The organism is Enterobacter sp. FUJ80071, assembly GCF_038739915.1.
Taxonomy (GTDB): Bacteria; Pseudomonadota; Gammaproteobacteria; order Enterobacterales; family Enterobacteriaceae; genus Enterobacter; species Enterobacter kobei.
In genome coordinates this window covers 4,637,798-4,654,670 of sequence record NZ_JBBXKH010000001.1, presented here as the reverse complement: position 1 = coordinate 4,654,670, position 16,873 = coordinate 4,637,798, and the positions used below count along the sequence as shown (strand labels likewise).

Genomic DNA, 16,873 nt, shown 5'->3' with positions numbered 1-16,873 from the left:
GGTGAAATCCTTTTTATTTTTGTCCGTGCAACGGGTGCGTGTGTTTCCAGTTCAGCAGCGCTTCGCGCGTGACCTGCCTGCCATAAAACGTTTTGATACGACGGCCTTTCTCATTGCCGCGATGCCACAGAAAGCGCGCAACGTGATGCGGAAAAATCTCCTCGCGTACCAGGCGAAACAGGGCTTCCGCGTGCCCAAAGGGGGCAATAAAATCGCGAAACCACATCCGATCGCCGTTACACCAGTCTTCTTCCGGCAGGACGACCGTCTCCTGGGTGAGATAGCGGCGTTCGGCTTCTTCGCTCATCCATGCCCAGCTCAGGAAAAAGATCGGGCGTCCTTTCTCCTCTATCAGCACGTACTGCTGGCGTTTAATGATGGGCAAGAGCACCACGGGCAGGACGTGCAGCGGCGCGTCACGGTGGTTGAGGGAATGCATCCAGAGCCAGACCGACGCGCCCAGCACTTCGGCTTCACTTAGCGCGACGTCCTCGAGCTGCGGACAATGAACCGTCAATTCGCCATAGCGCATACTCAGAAATCCATGTTGAGGTTGAAGCCGAAGGTTGCCGGGCTGGTTTTAAAACCGTCCGGGTGGGAGAACGGCACGCCCGCGAAGGCGTCGTATCCCACTTTCCAGAGCGCACCGCGCAAGCCCGCCGCGCCACCCGCAAGATGGTTGCCCGCCAGGTATTCCGTACCGTTGCCAGCGACCTCGCCATAGTCGGCAGCCAGATAGAGCTCGGTTCCGGCAAGCGGGGTCTGCCAGGAGAGATCGTTTCGAACCAGCCAGCCGCGATTGGCGTTGAGCGTGCGTTCACCGTCGAAGCCGCGCACCGTCCAGCGCCCGCCGATGGCGAACTGATCCTGTGAAGTGAGTGGCGTGTTGCTGGTCTGACGCTGCCAGGCCACGTCATAACGCAAGTGCTGCGTGCTGAGTGCGAACGGCAGGCTCAGGCGTGCGTTGGTGCGAAGAATTCGGCCCAGCGCCGTGGCTTCATCGAACGTTTCTTCGGGGGCTGGCTGGGCGCCAAACCATCGCGTGCCGCGCTGATAGTTGATGCCTGCATCAAGCGTTGCCGGGCCGATATAGTGGCGATGCTGAAGCCCGGCCTTCCAGGAGGAGACGTGGCGGCGTTGAACTTCCACTTCCGTGTCGTTGATGTAGTTTTTCGTTGTCCGGCTCTCCACGTCCCAGGTGAACGTGGTTTTTTGGGCGCTGCTGCGATGCAGAACCCGGCTGGCCTGCGCCACCAGACTCTGGCTTTTGCCGCTGTAACGAATGTCGCCGTTTAGCCCCGCCACGGTCTGGTGATAGTGGTAATCGCTGCCGGTAACGGAAAATGCCCACCAGCCCACGGGAACAGACCAGTGGGCGCTGAGGTTTTGGTTGCCTTTTTCCGGCCCGGTTTGCAGGTCATGGTTCATGGAAAACCAGAAGAGATCGCTCAGCGCCAGCGGGTTATCCAGCGACAGCGTTAGCCCACCCTGATAGCGGCCCGTTGACGACGAGCCAGAATCATCAAGCGACAGGCCAAGCCGCCAGAATTTGCTCTGCTGGCGGGTTATCACGATATCGCTCTCACCCGGCTGTTCAGCCGGAACGATATCCATCTCAACCTGGACGGTGGGCAGGCGCTGGAGGTTCTCCAGACCCTGCTCGATATCCCGCAGGTCGAGCAGATTACCGTCATGTGCCGGGAAGGCGCTGTAAAGCCATAACCCGCGACGGCTGTTATCGGTCAATGTGACGTGGCGTATTTTCCCCGGAATAACGGCCAGTGTTAAATGGCCGCTTTTTAAATCCTGAGCGGGAGCCAGCACGCGTGCGGTTGTCCAGCCGTGGGCGATCAGCCGGTTTTGCAGCAGGCTCATCACGTGGTTGATACCCCGTGCGCCGAGGCACTTCCCGACGGCCTGATTCGCGATGCGCTGCAGCGGTACCCAGTGCGGGAGGGCGTTATGCCCCGTCAGCGTCACGTCATGGATGGTGAAGCAGGGCGTTTCGGCGGCAAATTCGCCGCTTTCGTTACGTGTTGCCGGAGATTGCAGCCGAACGTTAGGCGCCTGGGGCGTCAGTTGGGTTTCCAGCGCCTGCTGACGCTGCTGTTGCAGGATAAACGGTTCATCACCCGGTGCGGCGCTGGCACCCGATGAAAGGCTGAGAACAGCACAGATAAAAAAGCCGGTGCGCTTCGTTGCGACTGGTCGAAATTCCCTTTTCAACATTTTCCCTTACAAAATGTAATGTTTTCTTGCAAGGGATCGTGACGAAGTCACAGCGACTTTTCTACGCGTAGCGGCTAAATAAAATCTGAAAGTGGGGGAAAGTACGAAAGCGGATTAAAGCGGGTATGACTGGCCGGGCAAGCTTGCGCCGCCCGGCACGGTTGCGGGAGATTACTCCCCTTCACCCGGGAACAGGAACGGGTTGATTGAGCTGCGGGCGAAGCCCTCCTGCTCCATTTTGGCATCCAGAATCAGCGAGGCGAGATCGTCGGCTACCGCTTCGACTTTCGGGTCTTTTTCCTGATACAGAATCTTCAGGTAGGTCCCACAGTCGCCGCAGCTTTCAGCTTTCACTGCCGCTTCTTCATTTTCCAGCGACCAGTAGTTGAGATCGCGGGTCTGCTCGCAGTTGCTGCACTTCACGCGCACGACGTGCCATTCGGTTTCGCACAGGTTGCAGTGCAGGTAGCGCAGCCCCTGGGTGGTGCCAATCTGTACCATGCTGGAGACCGGCATGGAACCGCACACCGGGCAGAACTGGCGCGCTTCACCGTACTCGGCGCGGGCTTTGCCGGGGATCAGGCTTGCCATCTGCGCCCAGTAGAGCGACAGTGCCGCCCAGATAAACGGCGCTTTATCACTGCTGACCTGCGAGAAGTCGGAAGCAAACAGCGCACTCGCCATCTCTTCCAGCTCCTGTTCGGACGCTTTTTCCAGGTTCTCAATGACCGCTAGCGCAGTACCGCTCATTTCGGGCTTCAGCTCGGCAATCAGCGAATGCAGCAGCTTGTGCCAGTGCTTGTCGCGCGGCAGGACGTGAATATCCAGCGGCGGCTTGCCCTGCTCATTGGCTTCTTTGATGCGCGCAGTCAGGTCCATTTGCAGTGGGTGGTCGTACAGCACCACTTCCTGCGCGTGGGCGACAAGCGCAGCAAAACGCAGAAAATCGCCCAGCGGGTTGTTCTCTGCCAGCTCGCGCAGACGCTCTGCGCGGCGGTTGTAGAGGTTCTTGAGTCTGGGGAATAACAACGGCGGAATATACTCCGCCGTACGTTTCTCGCTCGACCCCAGCTCATCTTGCGGGATTATGCGAATACTCATTCAGATGACTTTTCCTGTTTCTGGCGGACTTCACGGTACCAGCGCGGGTGATGTTTCTTCGCCCACGTACTGGTTACCCAGCCTTCCACCATCGCGGTAATGGTGCCTTTCACCCAGAGGGCGGCGTAAATATGCACCATGATAACCACAATTAGCGCCACTGCGGCAAATGAATGCAGCATCAGCGCGAATCGGATCACCGGGATTGAGAAAGCAGGCGCAAAATACGGACGCCAGATGATCACGCCGCTGACCAGCAACAGGACCAGGAAGATAATCGCCGCCCAGAATACGCATTTCTGACCGAAGTTATAACGCCCGGTATCACCTACTTCCTCGTTGACGACGATCTTACGAATATTCTTCGCCCAAAAGATATCATCCCGATTGATTAGGTTATGGTGCCAGTAGCGGAAAAACATGATGATGAACGACGCGAACATGATGACGCCAACAAACGGGTGCAGTATACGCGCCAGTTGTGGTGTCCCCATTATCTGCATCAGCCAGTTGAAGGAGGGGAAGAAGAACCCCAGCCCGCTTATCGCCGCCAGCATGAAGCAGAAGGCGGTGACCCAGTGGTTGATGCGTTCCGGCGCGGTGTAGCGCACGATGGTGTCACGTTTTCTCATTTGCGCACCTCGTCTTTCTCTTCATGCAGGTTGTCGTCTTCCTCTTCCGCACGGTTCGGACCGACGCCGACGTAGTGGAAGATGCTCGCTGCGAAGGTGGCAGCAAAACCTACCGCGGCCAGCGGTTTCCAGATGCCTTTCCAGAACTTAACGGTGGCGCTGATTTCCGGGTTCTCCGGCAGGCCGTGATACAGATTCGGCTTGTCGGCATGGTGCAGCACATACATCACATGCGTACCACCAACACCGGCCGGATCGTACAGGCCCGCATTGTCGTAACCACGGGTTTTCAGCTCGCCCACGCGCTCTGCCGCCAGCGTTTTCATATCCTCTTTAGAGCCAAAGTGGATAGCGCCGGTTGGGCAGGTCTTCACGCACGCGGGCTCCTGGCCGACAGTGACGCGGTCAACGCACAGCGTGCATTTGTAGACGCGGTTGTCTTCCGGGTTCAGGCGCGGTACGTCGAACGGACAGCCCGCAATGCAGTAGCCGCAGCCGATGCACTGCTCGGACTGGAAGTCGACGATGCCGTTGGCATACTGAATGATAGCCCCTTCTGACGGACATGCCTTCAGGCAGCCCGGATCCGCGCAGTGCATACAGCCATCTTTGCGGATAAGCCATTCCAGTTTGTCGTTCTGCTCCACTTCCGAGAAACGCATCACCGTCCAGGACTTGGCGGTCAGGTCCGCAGGGTTGTCGTACACCCCAACGTTGTGACCCACTTCGTCACGCAGATCGTTCCACTCAGAGCAGGCCACCTGACAGGCTTTACAGCCGATACAGGTGGTCACGTCGATAAGTTTCGCCACTTCCTGCTGGTGGTCCCGCGCCTGAGGCGCGGGCGTGAAACCGTTAGTCGCGGAACGACGGATAATGTCTTGAGATTGATAAGCCATAAGTCGTCTCCGTTACACCTTTTCCACGTTCACGAGGAAGGCCTTAAATTCCGGCGTCTGCGTGTTCGCATCACCGACGAACGGCGTCAGGGTGTTCGCAATGAACCCTTTTTTCGCCACGCCCTCATAGCCCCAGTGAATTGGGATACCGATGGTATCCACCTGCTGACCATGAACGTTCAGCGTGCGAATACGCTTGGTCACCACCGCCTTGGCTTTAATGTAGCCGCGGTTAGAGGAGACCTTCACGGTATCGCCATGAGCGATGCCGAGCTTGTTCGCCAGCTTCTCGCCGATCTCCACAAACTGCTCCGGCTGCGCGATGGCGTTAAGCAGCGCGTGCTTGGTCCAGTAGTGGAAGTGCTCGGTCAGACGATAGGTGGTGCCCACGTACGAGAACTTGTCTTTTTTACCCAGCGCTTCAAAGTCGCCCTTGAAGATACGCGCTGCCGGGTTAGAGACCACGTTCGGGTGCAGCGGGTTAGTGCCCAGCGGCGTCTCAAACGGCTCGTAGTGTTCCGGGAACGGCCCTTCTGCCATCTTATCAATGGCAAACAGACGTCCCATCCCTTCAGGCTGCATGATAAACGGTCCGACATCGCTGCCTGGTGCGGCAGTGCTGTAGTCCGGAATATCTACGCCGCCCCATTTCGCGCCGTCCCACTTCAGAAGCTGACGCTTCGGATCCCACGGGTTGCCCTGCGGGTCAGCGGAGGCACGGTTATAGAGGATGCGACGGTTAAGCGGCCACGCCCACGCCCAGCCCAGCGTATTGCCGAGGCCCGACGGGTCGGCGTTGTCGCGGTTGGCCATCTGGTTGCCTTTCGGCGTCCAGCTACCAGCGAAGATCCAACAGCCGCTTGACGTTGTACCGTCATCGCGCAGATGGGCGAAGGTACTGAGCTGATCGCCTTTCTTCGCCAGCACGGTGCCGGTGGCCGGGTCGATAACATCCGCCAGTGCCTTGCCGTTGCTCTCCATCGCCACTTCTTCCGGCGCAGGATTTTCAGGCGTCGAGTAGTTCCAGGTCATGTTCAACACCGGTTCCGGGTTCGCGCCACCTTCAGCCGCGTACATCTTGCGCAGGCGTAAGAAAATACCGGCCAGGATCTCGCCGTCGTTCATGGCGATGCCCGGGGCGTCCGCACCTTTCCAGTGCCACTGCAGCCAGCGGCCGGAGTTGACAATAGACCCGTTCTCTTCCGCGAAGCAGGTGGATGGCAGACGGAACACTTCGGTCTGAATCTTCGACGGATCGACGTCGTTCGATTCGCCGTGGTTCTGCCAGAAGGTCGAGGTTTCAGTATTGAGCGGGTCAATCGTCACCAGGAACTTCAGTTTCGACAGGGACTCAACAACCTTGTTCTTGTTCGGGAACGAGGCCACCGGGTTAAAGCCCTGGCAGATATAGCCGTTGACCTGGCCCTGATGCATCATCTCGAAGTACTGAAGCACGTCGTAGCCTTTGTCCCACTTCGGCAGCCAGTCAAAGCCCCAGCTGTTTTCCGCCGTCGCCTTGTCGCCGTAGAAGGCTTTCATCAGCGAGACGAAGAACTTCGGATAGTTGCCCCAGTAGTTCACCTGGCCTTCGAGCAGCGGTTTTGGCGTGCTGGCCGTCAGGTAGGTTTGCAGGTCGGTTTGTTTCTCGCTTGGCAGGTTCATATAACCTGTCAGGCTTTGAGACAGCAGGCCGAGGTCGGTCAGACCCTGAATGTTGGAGTGACCGCGCAGGGCGTTCACGCCGCCGCCTGCCATGCCCATGTTGCCGAGCAGGAGCTGAACCATCGCCATGGTACGGATGTTCTGCGCACCGATGGAGTGTTGCGTCCAGCCGAGGGCGTAGAGGAACGACGCGGTTTTATCTTTCGCGCTGGTTTCGGCGATCAGCTCGCAGACCTTCAGGAAGTCCGCCTTCGGCGTACCACAGATGTTTTCGACCACCTCCGGCGTGTAGCGGGAGACGTGCTCTTTCAGCAGGTTCCACACGCAGCGCGGGTGTTGCAGGGTGGTATCGCGTTTCGCAAAGCCTTTCTCATCCAGCTCGTAGTTCCAGCTGGTTTTGTCGTACTTGCGTTTTTCGGCGTCGTAACCGCTGAACAGGCCATCTTCGAAGTGGTAATCCTCACGCACGATCAGGCTGGCGTTGGTATAGGCTTCGGTGTATTCGCGGTTGTATTTTTCGTTGGTCATCAGGTACAGCAATACGCCTGACAGGAAAGTGATGTCAGTACCTGAACGAATAGGGGTGTAGAAATCCGCCACTGACGCTGTACGCGTGAAGCGGGGATCGATCACAATCAGTTTCGCACCGTTGTGGATTTTGGCTTCCATCGCCCAGCGGAACCCGACAGGGTGCGCTTCAGCGGCGTTACCGCCCATCACCACAATAAGGTTGGCGTTCTTGATGTCGACCCAGTGGTTGGTCATCGCACCGCGACCAAATGTTGGAGCAAGACTTGCTACCGTTGGTCCGTGTCAGACACGCGCCTGGTTGTCGACCGCGAGCATACCGAGTGCGCGCGTAAATTTCTGGGTTAAATAGCCGGTTTCATTACTGGACGCTGAAGCACACAGCATCCCGGTGGAGAGCCAGCGGTTGACCGTCACGCCGTCGGCGTTCTTCTCAATGAAGTTCGCATCACGGTCTTCTTTAATATGTTTAGCGATGCGGTCAAACGCCTCTTCCCAGCTGATTTGCTGCCATTTGTCGGAGCCAGGCGCACGATATTCAGGGAACTTCAGGCGGCTTTCAGAGTGGATAAAGTCCACCAGACCGGCCCCTTTCGGACACAGCGCGCCGCGGTTGACCGGGTGATCCGGGTCACCTTCGATATGGAAAATAGACGCTTTGGCGTTTTTAGCACCGTCGCCGAGGCTATACATTAACAGCCCGCAACCGACAGAGCAGTACGTACAGGTATTACGGGTTTCACGGGTGCGCAGCAGTTTATACTGCCGTGTTTCCGCCAGCGCGACGCCGGGCGCAAAGCCCAGTGCTGCTGCCGTTGTGCCTGCCATACCGCCAGCGCAGATCTTAAAGAACTGCCTTCTGCTGACCTGCATGGGTCACTCCTTGTTTCGACATTGCTTACATATGTAGTTTTGACTTCGCGGTTGAAGAATGACCGCAAAGGAAAAAATTTGCGTTAATCCCTCATTTCTCCGAGGGATATCATCAGAATACCACAATGTCGGTACACCTGTTCTAATGGCGTTAATACAAAGTGAACGTATTATCACCATGTTGATTATAAAGTGTGATACAGATCACACTATTGCTTCTGCATGTTAAAGCGGTGTAGCGCTGGCCGGGTTGCACCCCTTCTAAATGAGTAGGAGAATGATTGTCGAAAAGTTGATCCATACTATGCGTAAGGCCTGTTGTTTATGCTGCAATAGCAGGCTCACCTCCGTGGTTGTTCAGGAATACCGCTGTGTCTAAACAAAACCGTGCTACCCACTCGTCGCCACTGCCTGCAGGCATTGTGGAACTGTCGGTACGCAGACCGCCCCACATTACCCACGCCACGCCCGATTTGCTGGCGGAAGAAGTGCCTGTTGCGCTTGTTTACAACGGTATTTCGCATGTGGTGATGATGGCTTCGCCGAAAGATCTCGACCTGTTCGCCATTGGCTTTTCTCTCTCGGAAGGCATTATTGCGCATCCGCAGGAGATCTACGGGATGGACGTGGTGAAGGCGTGTAACGGTCTTGAAGTGCAAATCGAACTCTCCAGCCGTCGCTTTATGGGGTTGAAAGAGCGCCGCCGCGCGCTGGCCGGACGCACCGGCTGCGGCGTGTGTGGCGTTGAGCAGCTCAATGATATCGGCAAGCCCGTTGCGCCATTGCCGTTTATCCAGACCTTCAATCTGGCACACCTTGATCATGCGCTTGAGCATCTCAATGACGTACAGCCCATCGGCCAGTTGAGCGGTTGTACGCATGCGGCGGCGTGGGTGTTGCCGTCGGGCGATATTGCCGGAGGGCATGAAGACGTGGGCCGCCATGTCGCGCTGGATAAGCTGCTGGGACGCCGGGCGCGAGAAAGCGAGGTCTGGCAACAGGGCGCGGCGCTCGTTTCCAGCCGTGCAAGTTATGAGATGGTGCAAAAGTCCGCAATGTGCGGTGTGGAAATCCTGTTTGCGGTATCGGCGGCCACAACGCTGGCGGTGGAAGTGGCGGAGCGCTGCAACCTGACGCTGGTCGGGTTCTGCAAGCCGGGAAGGGCAACAATCTATACCCATCCACAGCGATTAATAGTTGATCAATAATTTTGAATGTTTCAGGCAAAACCTTCCGCTTTTAGTTGTTCAGGATGAGGTCTAGTATTTATCTCATCAAGGCACGGTGCCTTATCAAAACAACTTAACGAAAGGGTTTATATCATGAAAAGCATCAAAACTTTTGTCGCTGTAATCGCTCTGGCTGCTTCTTTCGGTTCTTTCGCTGCACAGACTGTGACCGCAACCGCCTCTACCATTGACGGGGCAGAAGCTAAAATCGCGGCGCAGGCTCAGGAAGCGGGTGCATCATCCTACAAAATTACCCAGGCATTCACGGGTAACCGCGTACACATGACTGCTGAACTGAATAAATAAGCCAGTCACACCGTCGAAAGAGCGCCCCCGGGGCGCTTTTTTTAGTTTATACCCGCCACGCGCAGTAGCGCCGTCACTACTGCCGCCGCGATGATCACCACAATCAATGGCATTTTTCGCCACGCCAGAAATACCGCAAACGCCACGCCCAGCACGCGCGCCATCCCGGCGAAATGTTCCCCTTCATAAAATGTGGACGCCAGCGCCACAGAAAACAGCAACACCGTTGCCGCATCTGACAGCAGCGCCTGAGATCGTTCAGAGAGTGCCAGTCGGTTGCCGAGTTTTGCTCCGCCGAGACGCATCAAATAGGTTCCCGCAGACAAAATGGCGATGCCGAGAATAAAAATCGTCATATTTTCCATTATTTCTTCCTCGCAGCGAGACCGAGTAAAGAGAGCAGCACCGGTAATCCCACCGGGGCAAACGGTACTGCAGCCAGGGATAGCACGGCACCGCTACAGGCGCGGATTAGCGTGGTACGGTTTTTAAACGCGGGAACCACTAATGCCAGCAGAATGGCCGGAAAGACCGCATCCAGCCCGATGGTTTCCGGGGCCGGGAGCAGCTTACCGACCATGGCACCCAGCAAGGCGCCCACCGGCCAGATAATTGCCACGCCTAAACCACATAACCAGTACGCCGCCTTACGCTGCTCGGGTGTTTTTTGCGACAGGCCAAACACCACGCTTTCGTCATTCATAATGTGGCAGCCCAACAGGCTAAGGCCGCGCTTGCCTACCAGTTCACGCACCGTCACGCCAAACGGCACATGGCGTGCGTTGACCAGCAAACCGGCTGCCGCCGCCGCCAGAGGGTTACCGCCGCTGGCCACAATGCCGATAAACATAAATTCCGATGCGCCCGCGAGGACGGTGAGCGAGAGAACAAACGGCACCCAAAGCGGGAAACCGTAGGCCATCGCCAGTGAGCCGTAAGACATCCCGACCACGCCGACCGCGAGGCAAACCAGGATGATTGCTTTTATCGTGTCGCCTTTAAGGCAGGAGAGATGATGCTTCATACAATTTTAGCCATATCGAACGTGTATCCATTATAATGAACGCAACAGAACTGTTTTTCAAGGCGAACGATTCGTTCGATTTATAGAACAAAAAGGGCCGTTATATGACGCAGCCAATTAGCGTAATCGCCAAAAGCCTGGTGCGAGAGCGCCTGCGAACCGGGCTTTCACTGGCGGAAATTGCCCGCCGTGCCGGGATCGCTAAATCCACGCTTTCCCAGCTGGAATCCGGCAACGGCAACCCCAGCCTGGAGACGCTGTGGTCGCTCTGCGTGGCGCTGGATATTCCCTTCGCCCGTTTGCTGGAGCCGCAGTTGCCGAGCACGCAGGTGATCCGCCGTGGTGAAGGAACGAAAGTGGTTGCCGGACAGGCAAACTATGAAGCCATACTGCTGGCGGCGTGCCCGCCAGGCGCGCGACGGGATGTCTATCTCCTGATGACCCAGCCGGGTGCAGACCGCATTTCTCAGCCGCATTCGCCTGGCTCGGTAGAACATATTATCGTCATGCAGGGAAGGGCCCTGGTCGGCCTGCTCGATGCGGCAGAAGAGCTCGCCGCCGGGGATTACATCTGTTACCCCGCCGACCAGCCGCACATTTTTAAGGCGCTGGAGCCAGACACGCATGCGTTGCTGGTGGCGGAACAAAATTAACGTAGATACGGAAAATCATGTCGCTTAAAGCCATTGCCAAAGAGCTGGGACTCTCCATTACGACCGTCAGCCGCGCCCTCAACGGCTATGACGACGTCTCTGCTGAGACGCGCGCCCGCGTGGAAGCCGAGGCTCAGCGCCGTGGTTACCGACCTAACACCTTCGCCCGCCGCCTGAAGATGGGCAAAATTGACGCGGTCGGGCTGGTGTTTCCCGTCCATCCTGTTCCGCTCAATAACAGCGTATTTATGGACATGGTCGGCGAAATTAGCCACGAACTGGCGCGACATGAAATCGACTTACTGCTCATTGCCGATGACGATCTGGCGGATAAGCACAGCTATATGCGCATGGTACAGAGCCGGCGCGTCGACGCGCTGATTGTGGCGCATACGCTGGATCGCGATCCGCGGCTTGAGCAGCTGCAGGCCGCCGGGTTCCCTTTCCTGGCGCTTGGGCGCAGCCAGCTGCCGCAGCCTTACGCGTGGTTTGATTTCGATAACTATGCCGGTACGTACAATGCTACCCGCTGGCTGATTGAGAAAGGCCATCAGCGTATTTCGCTGCTCGGCGAAAGCAATAATCAGGCATTTATCACCCAGCGCCGTCAGGGCTATCTGGACGCTCTGCGGGAAGCCGGGCTTTCCAGCGAATGGCTGCGCGCCATGCCGCCGTCGCGCCGCGTGGGATATGCCACCACGAAAGAACTGCTTGCCCTGCCGCAACCGCCCACGGCGATCATTACTGACTGCAACACCCACGGCGACGGGGCGGCGATGGCGCTTGAACAGCTGGGGCGTTTATCCGGCGACAACCCCGTGTCGCTGGTGGTCTACGACGGATTGCCGCAGGACAGTATCGTCGATACCGACGTGGCGTCGGTGATCCAGTCCACCCGTCAGGGTGTCGGAAAACAGATTGCCGACATGGTCCGCCGGCTTATTAACGGCGACGATATTGCGCAGCTTCAGGTGCTCTGGCAACCGGAATTCTCCCCCGGCCAGACGGCCTGAATATCTCCATTTTCTAAACCCGATCACAAATCCGAAACGTTTTGGTTTGTATCCGAAACGTTTCGGATCAAAACTCAAGGCATCCCATGACAGGAGATGTCTGATGCAAGATTCTATTTTACGACTTGAAAGCGCGACGGTAGATGTGGTGATAAAAACGCGCCCGTTCGCCGAAATTATTTACTGGGGGCCGCATCTTCAGTACTTTTCGCCGCAAAATGCTGAAACCCTTTCCCGGCCCGTTGCTAACGGCAGGCTGGATGTCGATTCTCCGGTTACGCTGATGGCTGAACTCGGGCACGGCCTGTTTGGCTCGCCGGGTATTGAGGGGCACCGAGAGGGGCTGGACGGTTCCCCGGTATTCAGAACTACGCGGGTACAGCAGGAATTAAACACCCTGACGATTACCGCTGAAGATGACTATGCGGGCCTACGTCTTATCAGCGAGCTGGTGCTGGACGACAGCGGCGTGCTGGTGGTTCGTCACGGTTTAACGAACCTGAAAGCACGTCCCTGGCAGGTTGACCGCTTTGCCGTCACGCTGCCGGTGGCCGAGCGCGCCCGGGAGGTGATGGCCTTCCACGGACGCTGGATCAGAGAGTTCCAGCCGCACCGCGTAAACCTTGAGCACGACAGCGTTGTGATTGAAAACCGCCGGGGTAAAACCTCCCACGAACACTTTCCTGCACTGATAGCCGGTACGCCATCGTTCAGCGAAATGCAGGGTGACGTCTGGGGCGTGCATCTGGGCTGGAGCGGGAACCATCGCCTGCGCGCGGAAGCGAAAACCGACGGTCGCCGTTATATTCAGGCCGAAGCGCTCTACCTGTCGGGGGAAATGGCGATAGAAGAGGGCGATACGCTCTGGACACCGCGCCTGTATGCCAGCTACTCCCCGCGGGGCCTGAACGGCATGAGCCAGTCTTTCCATCGCTACCTGCGCGACAACGTCATCCGCTTCCCGGAAAATAAACCGCGTCCGGTACACCTCAATACCTGGGAGGGGATCTACTTCAACCACGATCCGGATTACATCATGCGCATGGCCGACGAGGCCGCCACGCTGGGCGTGGAGCGCTTTATTATTGACGACGGCTGGTTCAAAGGCCGCAATGACGACCACGCCGCGCTGGGCGACTGGTATCTGGATGAGAAAAAATATCCGAATGGCCTGACGCCGGTGATTGACCACGTCAAACGGCTCGGCATGGAGTTTGGCATCTGGGTTGAGCCGGAGATGATCAACCCGGACTCCGATCTGTATCGCGCGCATCCTGACTGGGTGCTGGCGCTGCCGGGCTATGCCCAGGCGACCGGGCGTCATCAGCTGGTGCTCAACCTCAACATTCCGCAGGCTTTTGATTATCTTGTGGAACGCATGAGCTGGCTGCTGGGCGAGCATGCGATCGACTACGTGAAATGGGACATGAACCGCGAGCTGGTGCAGCCGGGACACAACGGTAAAGCCGCCGCCGACGCCCAGACCCGTCAGTTTTACCGGCTGCTGGACGTGCTGGGCGAGCGCTTCCCGCATATTGAATTCGAATCCTGCTCTTCCGGCGGCGGGCGCATTGATTACGAAGTGCTGAGCCGGAGCCATCGCTTCTGGGCGTCCGACAACAACGACGCACTGGAGCGCAGCACCATCCAGCGTGGCATGAGCTATTTTTTCCCGCCGGAGGTGATGGGGGCGCATATCGGTCATCATAAATGCCACGCCACCTTCCGCCAGCACAGCATTGAATTTCGCGGCCTGACGGCGCTGTTTGGCCATATGGGGCTGGAGCTGGATCCGCTCACCGTGGACGCGCAGGAGCGCGAGGGGTATCGACATTACGCCGCGCTGCACAAGCAGTGGCGAGAGGTGATCCACCACGGCACACAATGGCGGATTGATATGCCGGACGCCACCACGCTGGCGCAGGGGATTGTGAGCGAAGACAAGGCGCAGGGGCTATTTATGGTCAGCCAGCTCGCGATGCCGGATTACAGCCTGATGATGCCGCTGCGCATGCCGGGGCTGGAGGCCAGCGCGCAGTACCGCGTCGCGCTGCTCGATCACCCGAATATTCAAATTACGGGCGAAGGCGGGCACACCATGCGCAAGCTGCCGGCGTGGATGGAAACACCGCAAACGGTGAGCGGTGAGTGGCTGATGCAGGCGGGCATTGCGCTGCCGGTTCTCGATCCGGAAACCGCCATTCTGATTGGCGTGGAACGCGTGTAAAGGTGATGGGCCGGGAAACTGGCCCTCCGTTGAGGATAAAAATAATGAATACAACAACCTGTACCCACAAAGACAACCCAAATTTCTGGATCTTCGGGCTGTTCTTCTTTCTCTACTTCTTCATCATGGCCACCTGCTTTCCGTTCCTGCCGATCTGGCTGTCGGATATCATCGGCCTGAATAAAACCCATACCGGGATTGTTTTCTCCTGCATCTCGCTGTCGGCCATTGCGTTCCAGCCGGTGCTGGGGGTGATTTCGGACAAGCTGGGGCTGAAAAAACACCTGCTGTGGATAATCTCGGTGCTGTTATTCCTGTTCGCACCGTTCTTCCTGTACGTCTTCGCGCCCCTGCTGAAAACCAGTATCTGGCTGGGGGCGTTGAGCGGCGGGTTGTATATCGGTTTTGTCTTCTCGGCGGGATCGGGCGCAATCGAGGCCTACATCGAACGCGTGAGCCGCAACAGCTTCTTCGAATACGGCAAGGCGCGCATGTTCGGCTGTCTCGGCTGGGGGCTATGCGCGTCTACGGGCGGCATCCTGTTCGGCATCGATCCGTCGTATGTATTCTGGATGGGATCAGGGGCCGCATTGCTGTTGATGCTGCTGCTGGTGGTCGCGAAGCCGAAGCCCAACCAGACGGCGCAGGTGATGAACGCCCTGGGAGCCAACCAGCCGCAGATCACTGCCAGAACCGTCTTTAAGCTGTTCCGCCAGCGCAGAATGTGGATGTTCATTCTGTACGTGATTGGCGTTGCCTGCGTGTATGACGTTTTCGATCAGCAGTTTGCCACCTTCTTTAAAACCTTCTTCGCCACGCCGCAGGAAGGCACTCGCGCCTTTGGCTTTGCCACCACGGCGGGGGAAATCTGTAACGCCATCATCATGTTCTGCTCGCCGTGGATCATTAACCGTATCGGCGCGAAAAATACGCTGCTGATCGCCGGGGTGATAATGGCGACGCGTATTATCGGCTCGTCGTTCGCCACCACCGCCGTGGAGGTGATTGCCCTGAAGATGCTGCACGCGCTGGAAGTCCCGTTCCTGCTGGTGGGCGCCTTTAAGTACATCACCGGGGTGTTTGATACCCGACTGTCGGCGACTATCTATCTGATCGGCTTCCAGTTTGCCAAACAGTCGGCGGCGATTTTCCTTTCTGCCTTTGCCGGAAATATGTATGACCGGATCGGTTTCCAGGAGACGTATTTGATGCTGGGCTGTTTCGTGCTGGCAATTACGGTGGTGTCGGCGTTTACGTTGAGCAGCAGGCAGGAGATTGCTGCCGCCTCGGGGGCAGCAGCGTTAACACATCAGTCCAGGTAAAACACTTCGGTAAGCTCCGTACTCACCGGGCTGTTATCCGGGTTTGACGGCATAACGTCGACCATATGTTCCCACCAGCGCTGGCAAACGTCGGTATTCGCTACCGCGCGCCAGCGCTCCTCCGATTCAATCTCCACGGTCGCAAACAGCAGGTTGCGTGCTTTGTCGAGATAAATGGCGTAGCGGTGCGCGCCGTGGTCTTTCAGCACCGCTTCAAGCTCGGGCCATATGGGGTTATGGCGACGCGCATACTCCTCGTGCGCGTCCGGGTTTACCTGCATCACAAACGCTTTGCGGATCATCATGCCTCCATTCGCTTTCGCGGACGGCTATGGGTACAAATCCAGTGCCGACTGCATCGGCGTAACGCCAAAGCGTTTACCGAGTGCAATCAGCTCTTCCCGGGTAATGGTCTGCTTCATACCGCCCATGGAATAGACCTTCACCAGCACTTCAGCTGATTTTTCAGCGGTATCGATCAGGCCGAAAGTTTCATCCAGCGTCGGGCCGCTGCCGAAAACGCCGTGGAACGGCCACAGCACCAGAGAATGCTTTTGCATCTCTTTGGCGGTTGCCTGGCCGATCTCGTCGGTACCGGGCACCATCCACGGCAGAATGCCGACGCCGTCCGGGAAGACCACCAGGCACTCGGTGCTGCCTTCCCACAGCTTGCGGATGATGAGATCGGCGTTGTTTTCCAGCACGTAGGTCAGGGCAATCAGATTGGTGGCGTGGCAGTGCATGATGACGCGGTCTTTACCGTGGGTCGCCTTGATGCGCTGGCAGTGCGAGAGGAAGTGCGCTGGCAGTTCAGAGGTGGGTACTGCCTCGTCCGTGAGCCCCCAAAGAATGTGGTAGCCCGCGCCGTCGCTGTCCACCCTCACGACGCCGAGATTGGCCTGCGGGTCGAGCTGGACGTTGCGAAAGAACTTGCCGGATCCGGTGACGATAAACGGCGTGTTAGCGAGCAGCGGCATCGGCTGGCTCAGGGCGATATAGCGCGGTTTTTGGTGGAAATCAGCGGCGTACGGCTCGATGTCGGCATCGTCCAGGCGCAGCGTCAGGTTGCCGCCGTTACGCTCATCCCACCCTTTCAACCAGGCGTCAGAGGTGGCTTTAATCATGCCCTGGACGAACCAGGAATGGGTGATGGTCTGCATACTGTGGTTCCTTTG

16 protein-coding genes are annotated in these 16,873 nt (G+C 57.6%); 6 read left to right on the top strand and 10 right to left on the bottom strand.

All coding sequences use genetic code 11. The features are described from left to right. Nucleotides 1-13: 13 nt before the first annotated feature. From AAER43_RS22555 to fdnG, 6 genes are all read right to left on the bottom strand, one after another. Complete coding sequence (locus tag AAER43_RS22555; protein ID WP_023331620.1) at nt 14-532, bottom strand: toxin-activating lysine-acyltransferase; 519 nt, start codon at nt 530-532, stop codon at nt 14-16. 2 nt (nt 533-534) lie between these two features. Further along, nucleotides 535-2,229: a ShlB/FhaC/HecB family hemolysin secretion/activation protein gene (locus tag AAER43_RS22550; protein ID WP_050862886.1), complete on the bottom strand. Its 1,695-nt coding sequence runs from the start codon at nt 2,227-2,229 to the stop codon at nt 535-537. Nucleotides 2,230-2,400: 171 nt separating this feature from the next. Then, nucleotides 2,401-3,330: a formate dehydrogenase accessory protein FdhE gene (fdhE, locus tag AAER43_RS22545; protein ID WP_045281578.1), complete on the bottom strand. Its 930-nt coding sequence runs from the start codon at nt 3,328-3,330 to the stop codon at nt 2,401-2,403. After that, entirely contained in the window at nt 3,327-3,962 is a 636-nt protein-coding gene (fdoI, locus tag AAER43_RS22540; RefSeq protein ID WP_008501832.1) for a formate dehydrogenase cytochrome b556 subunit, read from the bottom strand. Before fdoI ends, fdhE begins: the two co-directional genes overlap by 4 nt. After that, nucleotides 3,959-4,861 (bottom strand): formate dehydrogenase subunit beta, encoded by a 903-nt coding sequence (gene fdxH / locus AAER43_RS22535; protein WP_008501831.1) that lies wholly within the window; start codon nt 4,859-4,861, stop codon nt 3,959-3,961. Before fdxH ends, fdoI begins: the two co-directional genes overlap by 4 nt. Before the next feature lie 12 nt (nt 4,862-4,873). After that, complete coding sequence (gene fdnG / locus AAER43_RS22530; protein WP_342702023.1) at nt 4,874-7,924, bottom strand: formate dehydrogenase-N subunit alpha; 3,051 nt, start codon at nt 7,922-7,924, stop codon at nt 4,874-4,876. Between the two features lie 371 nt (nt 7,925-8,295). Here fdnG and fdhD point away from each other — a divergent pair, with 371 nt between their 5' ends. Both fdhD and AAER43_RS22520 read left to right on the top strand, forming a co-directional pair. Beyond that, a complete protein-coding gene (gene fdhD / locus AAER43_RS22525; protein WP_050862887.1) occupies nt 8,296-9,132 on the top strand; it encodes a formate dehydrogenase accessory sulfurtransferase FdhD in 837 nt (278 codons plus the stop codon). A 114-nt stretch (nt 9,133-9,246) separates the two neighbouring features. Further along, the gene (locus tag AAER43_RS22520) at nt 9,247-9,459 is read left to right on the top strand and encodes a DUF1471 domain-containing protein (RefSeq protein WP_014885733.1); all 213 of its coding nucleotides are present in this window, start codon (nt 9,247-9,249) and stop codon (nt 9,457-9,459) included. A 41-nt stretch (nt 9,460-9,500) separates the two neighbouring features. Here AAER43_RS22520 and AAER43_RS22515 read toward each other — a convergent pair whose 3' ends face one another. Together AAER43_RS22515 and AAER43_RS22510 are read right to left on the bottom strand one after the other, a co-directional pair. Further along, nucleotides 9,501-9,824, bottom strand: a complete 324-nt coding sequence (locus tag AAER43_RS22515; protein WP_050862888.1) for an AzlD domain-containing protein — start codon at nt 9,822-9,824, stop codon at nt 9,501-9,503. Next, nucleotides 9,824-10,483, bottom strand: a complete 660-nt coding sequence (locus AAER43_RS22510; RefSeq protein ID WP_014885731.1) for an AzlC family ABC transporter permease — start codon at nt 10,481-10,483, stop codon at nt 9,824-9,826. Before AAER43_RS22510 ends, AAER43_RS22515 begins: the two co-directional genes overlap by 1 nt. Nucleotides 10,484-10,587: 104 nt before the next feature. Here AAER43_RS22510 and AAER43_RS22505 point away from each other — a divergent pair, with 104 nt between their 5' ends. From AAER43_RS22505 to AAER43_RS22490, 4 genes are all read left to right on the top strand, one after another. After that, nucleotides 10,588-11,136 carry an XRE family transcriptional regulator gene (locus AAER43_RS22505; RefSeq protein WP_014885730.1) on the top strand — a complete coding sequence of 183 codons (549 nt, stop codon included), beginning with the start codon at nt 10,588-10,590 and terminating at the stop codon, nt 11,134-11,136. Between the two features lie 17 nt (nt 11,137-11,153). After that, nucleotides 11,154-12,149 (top strand): LacI family DNA-binding transcriptional regulator, encoded by a 996-nt coding sequence (locus tag AAER43_RS22500; RefSeq protein WP_050862889.1) that lies wholly within the window; start codon nt 11,154-11,156, stop codon nt 12,147-12,149. 103 nt (nt 12,150-12,252) lie between these two features. Further along, a complete protein-coding gene (locus AAER43_RS22495; protein ID WP_050862890.1) occupies nt 12,253-14,376 on the top strand; it encodes an alpha-galactosidase in 2,124 nt (707 codons plus the stop codon). A gap of 44 nt (nt 14,377-14,420) precedes the next feature. After that, entirely contained in the window at nt 14,421-15,698 is a 1,278-nt protein-coding gene (locus AAER43_RS22490; protein ID WP_014885727.1) for an MFS transporter, read from the top strand. Here the strand turns inward: AAER43_RS22490 and rhaM are convergent. Together rhaM and rhaD are read right to left on the bottom strand one after the other, a co-directional pair. Then, nucleotides 15,686-16,000, bottom strand: a complete 315-nt coding sequence (rhaM, locus tag AAER43_RS22485; RefSeq protein ID WP_014885726.1) for an L-rhamnose mutarotase — start codon at nt 15,998-16,000, stop codon at nt 15,686-15,688. The genes AAER43_RS22490 and rhaM overlap by 13 nt on opposite strands. Before the next feature lie 27 nt (nt 16,001-16,027). Further along, nucleotides 16,028-16,858: a rhamnulose-1-phosphate aldolase gene (gene rhaD / locus AAER43_RS22480; protein WP_050862891.1), complete on the bottom strand. Its 831-nt coding sequence runs from the start codon at nt 16,856-16,858 to the stop codon at nt 16,028-16,030. Nucleotides 16,859-16,873: the final 15 nt, after the last annotated feature.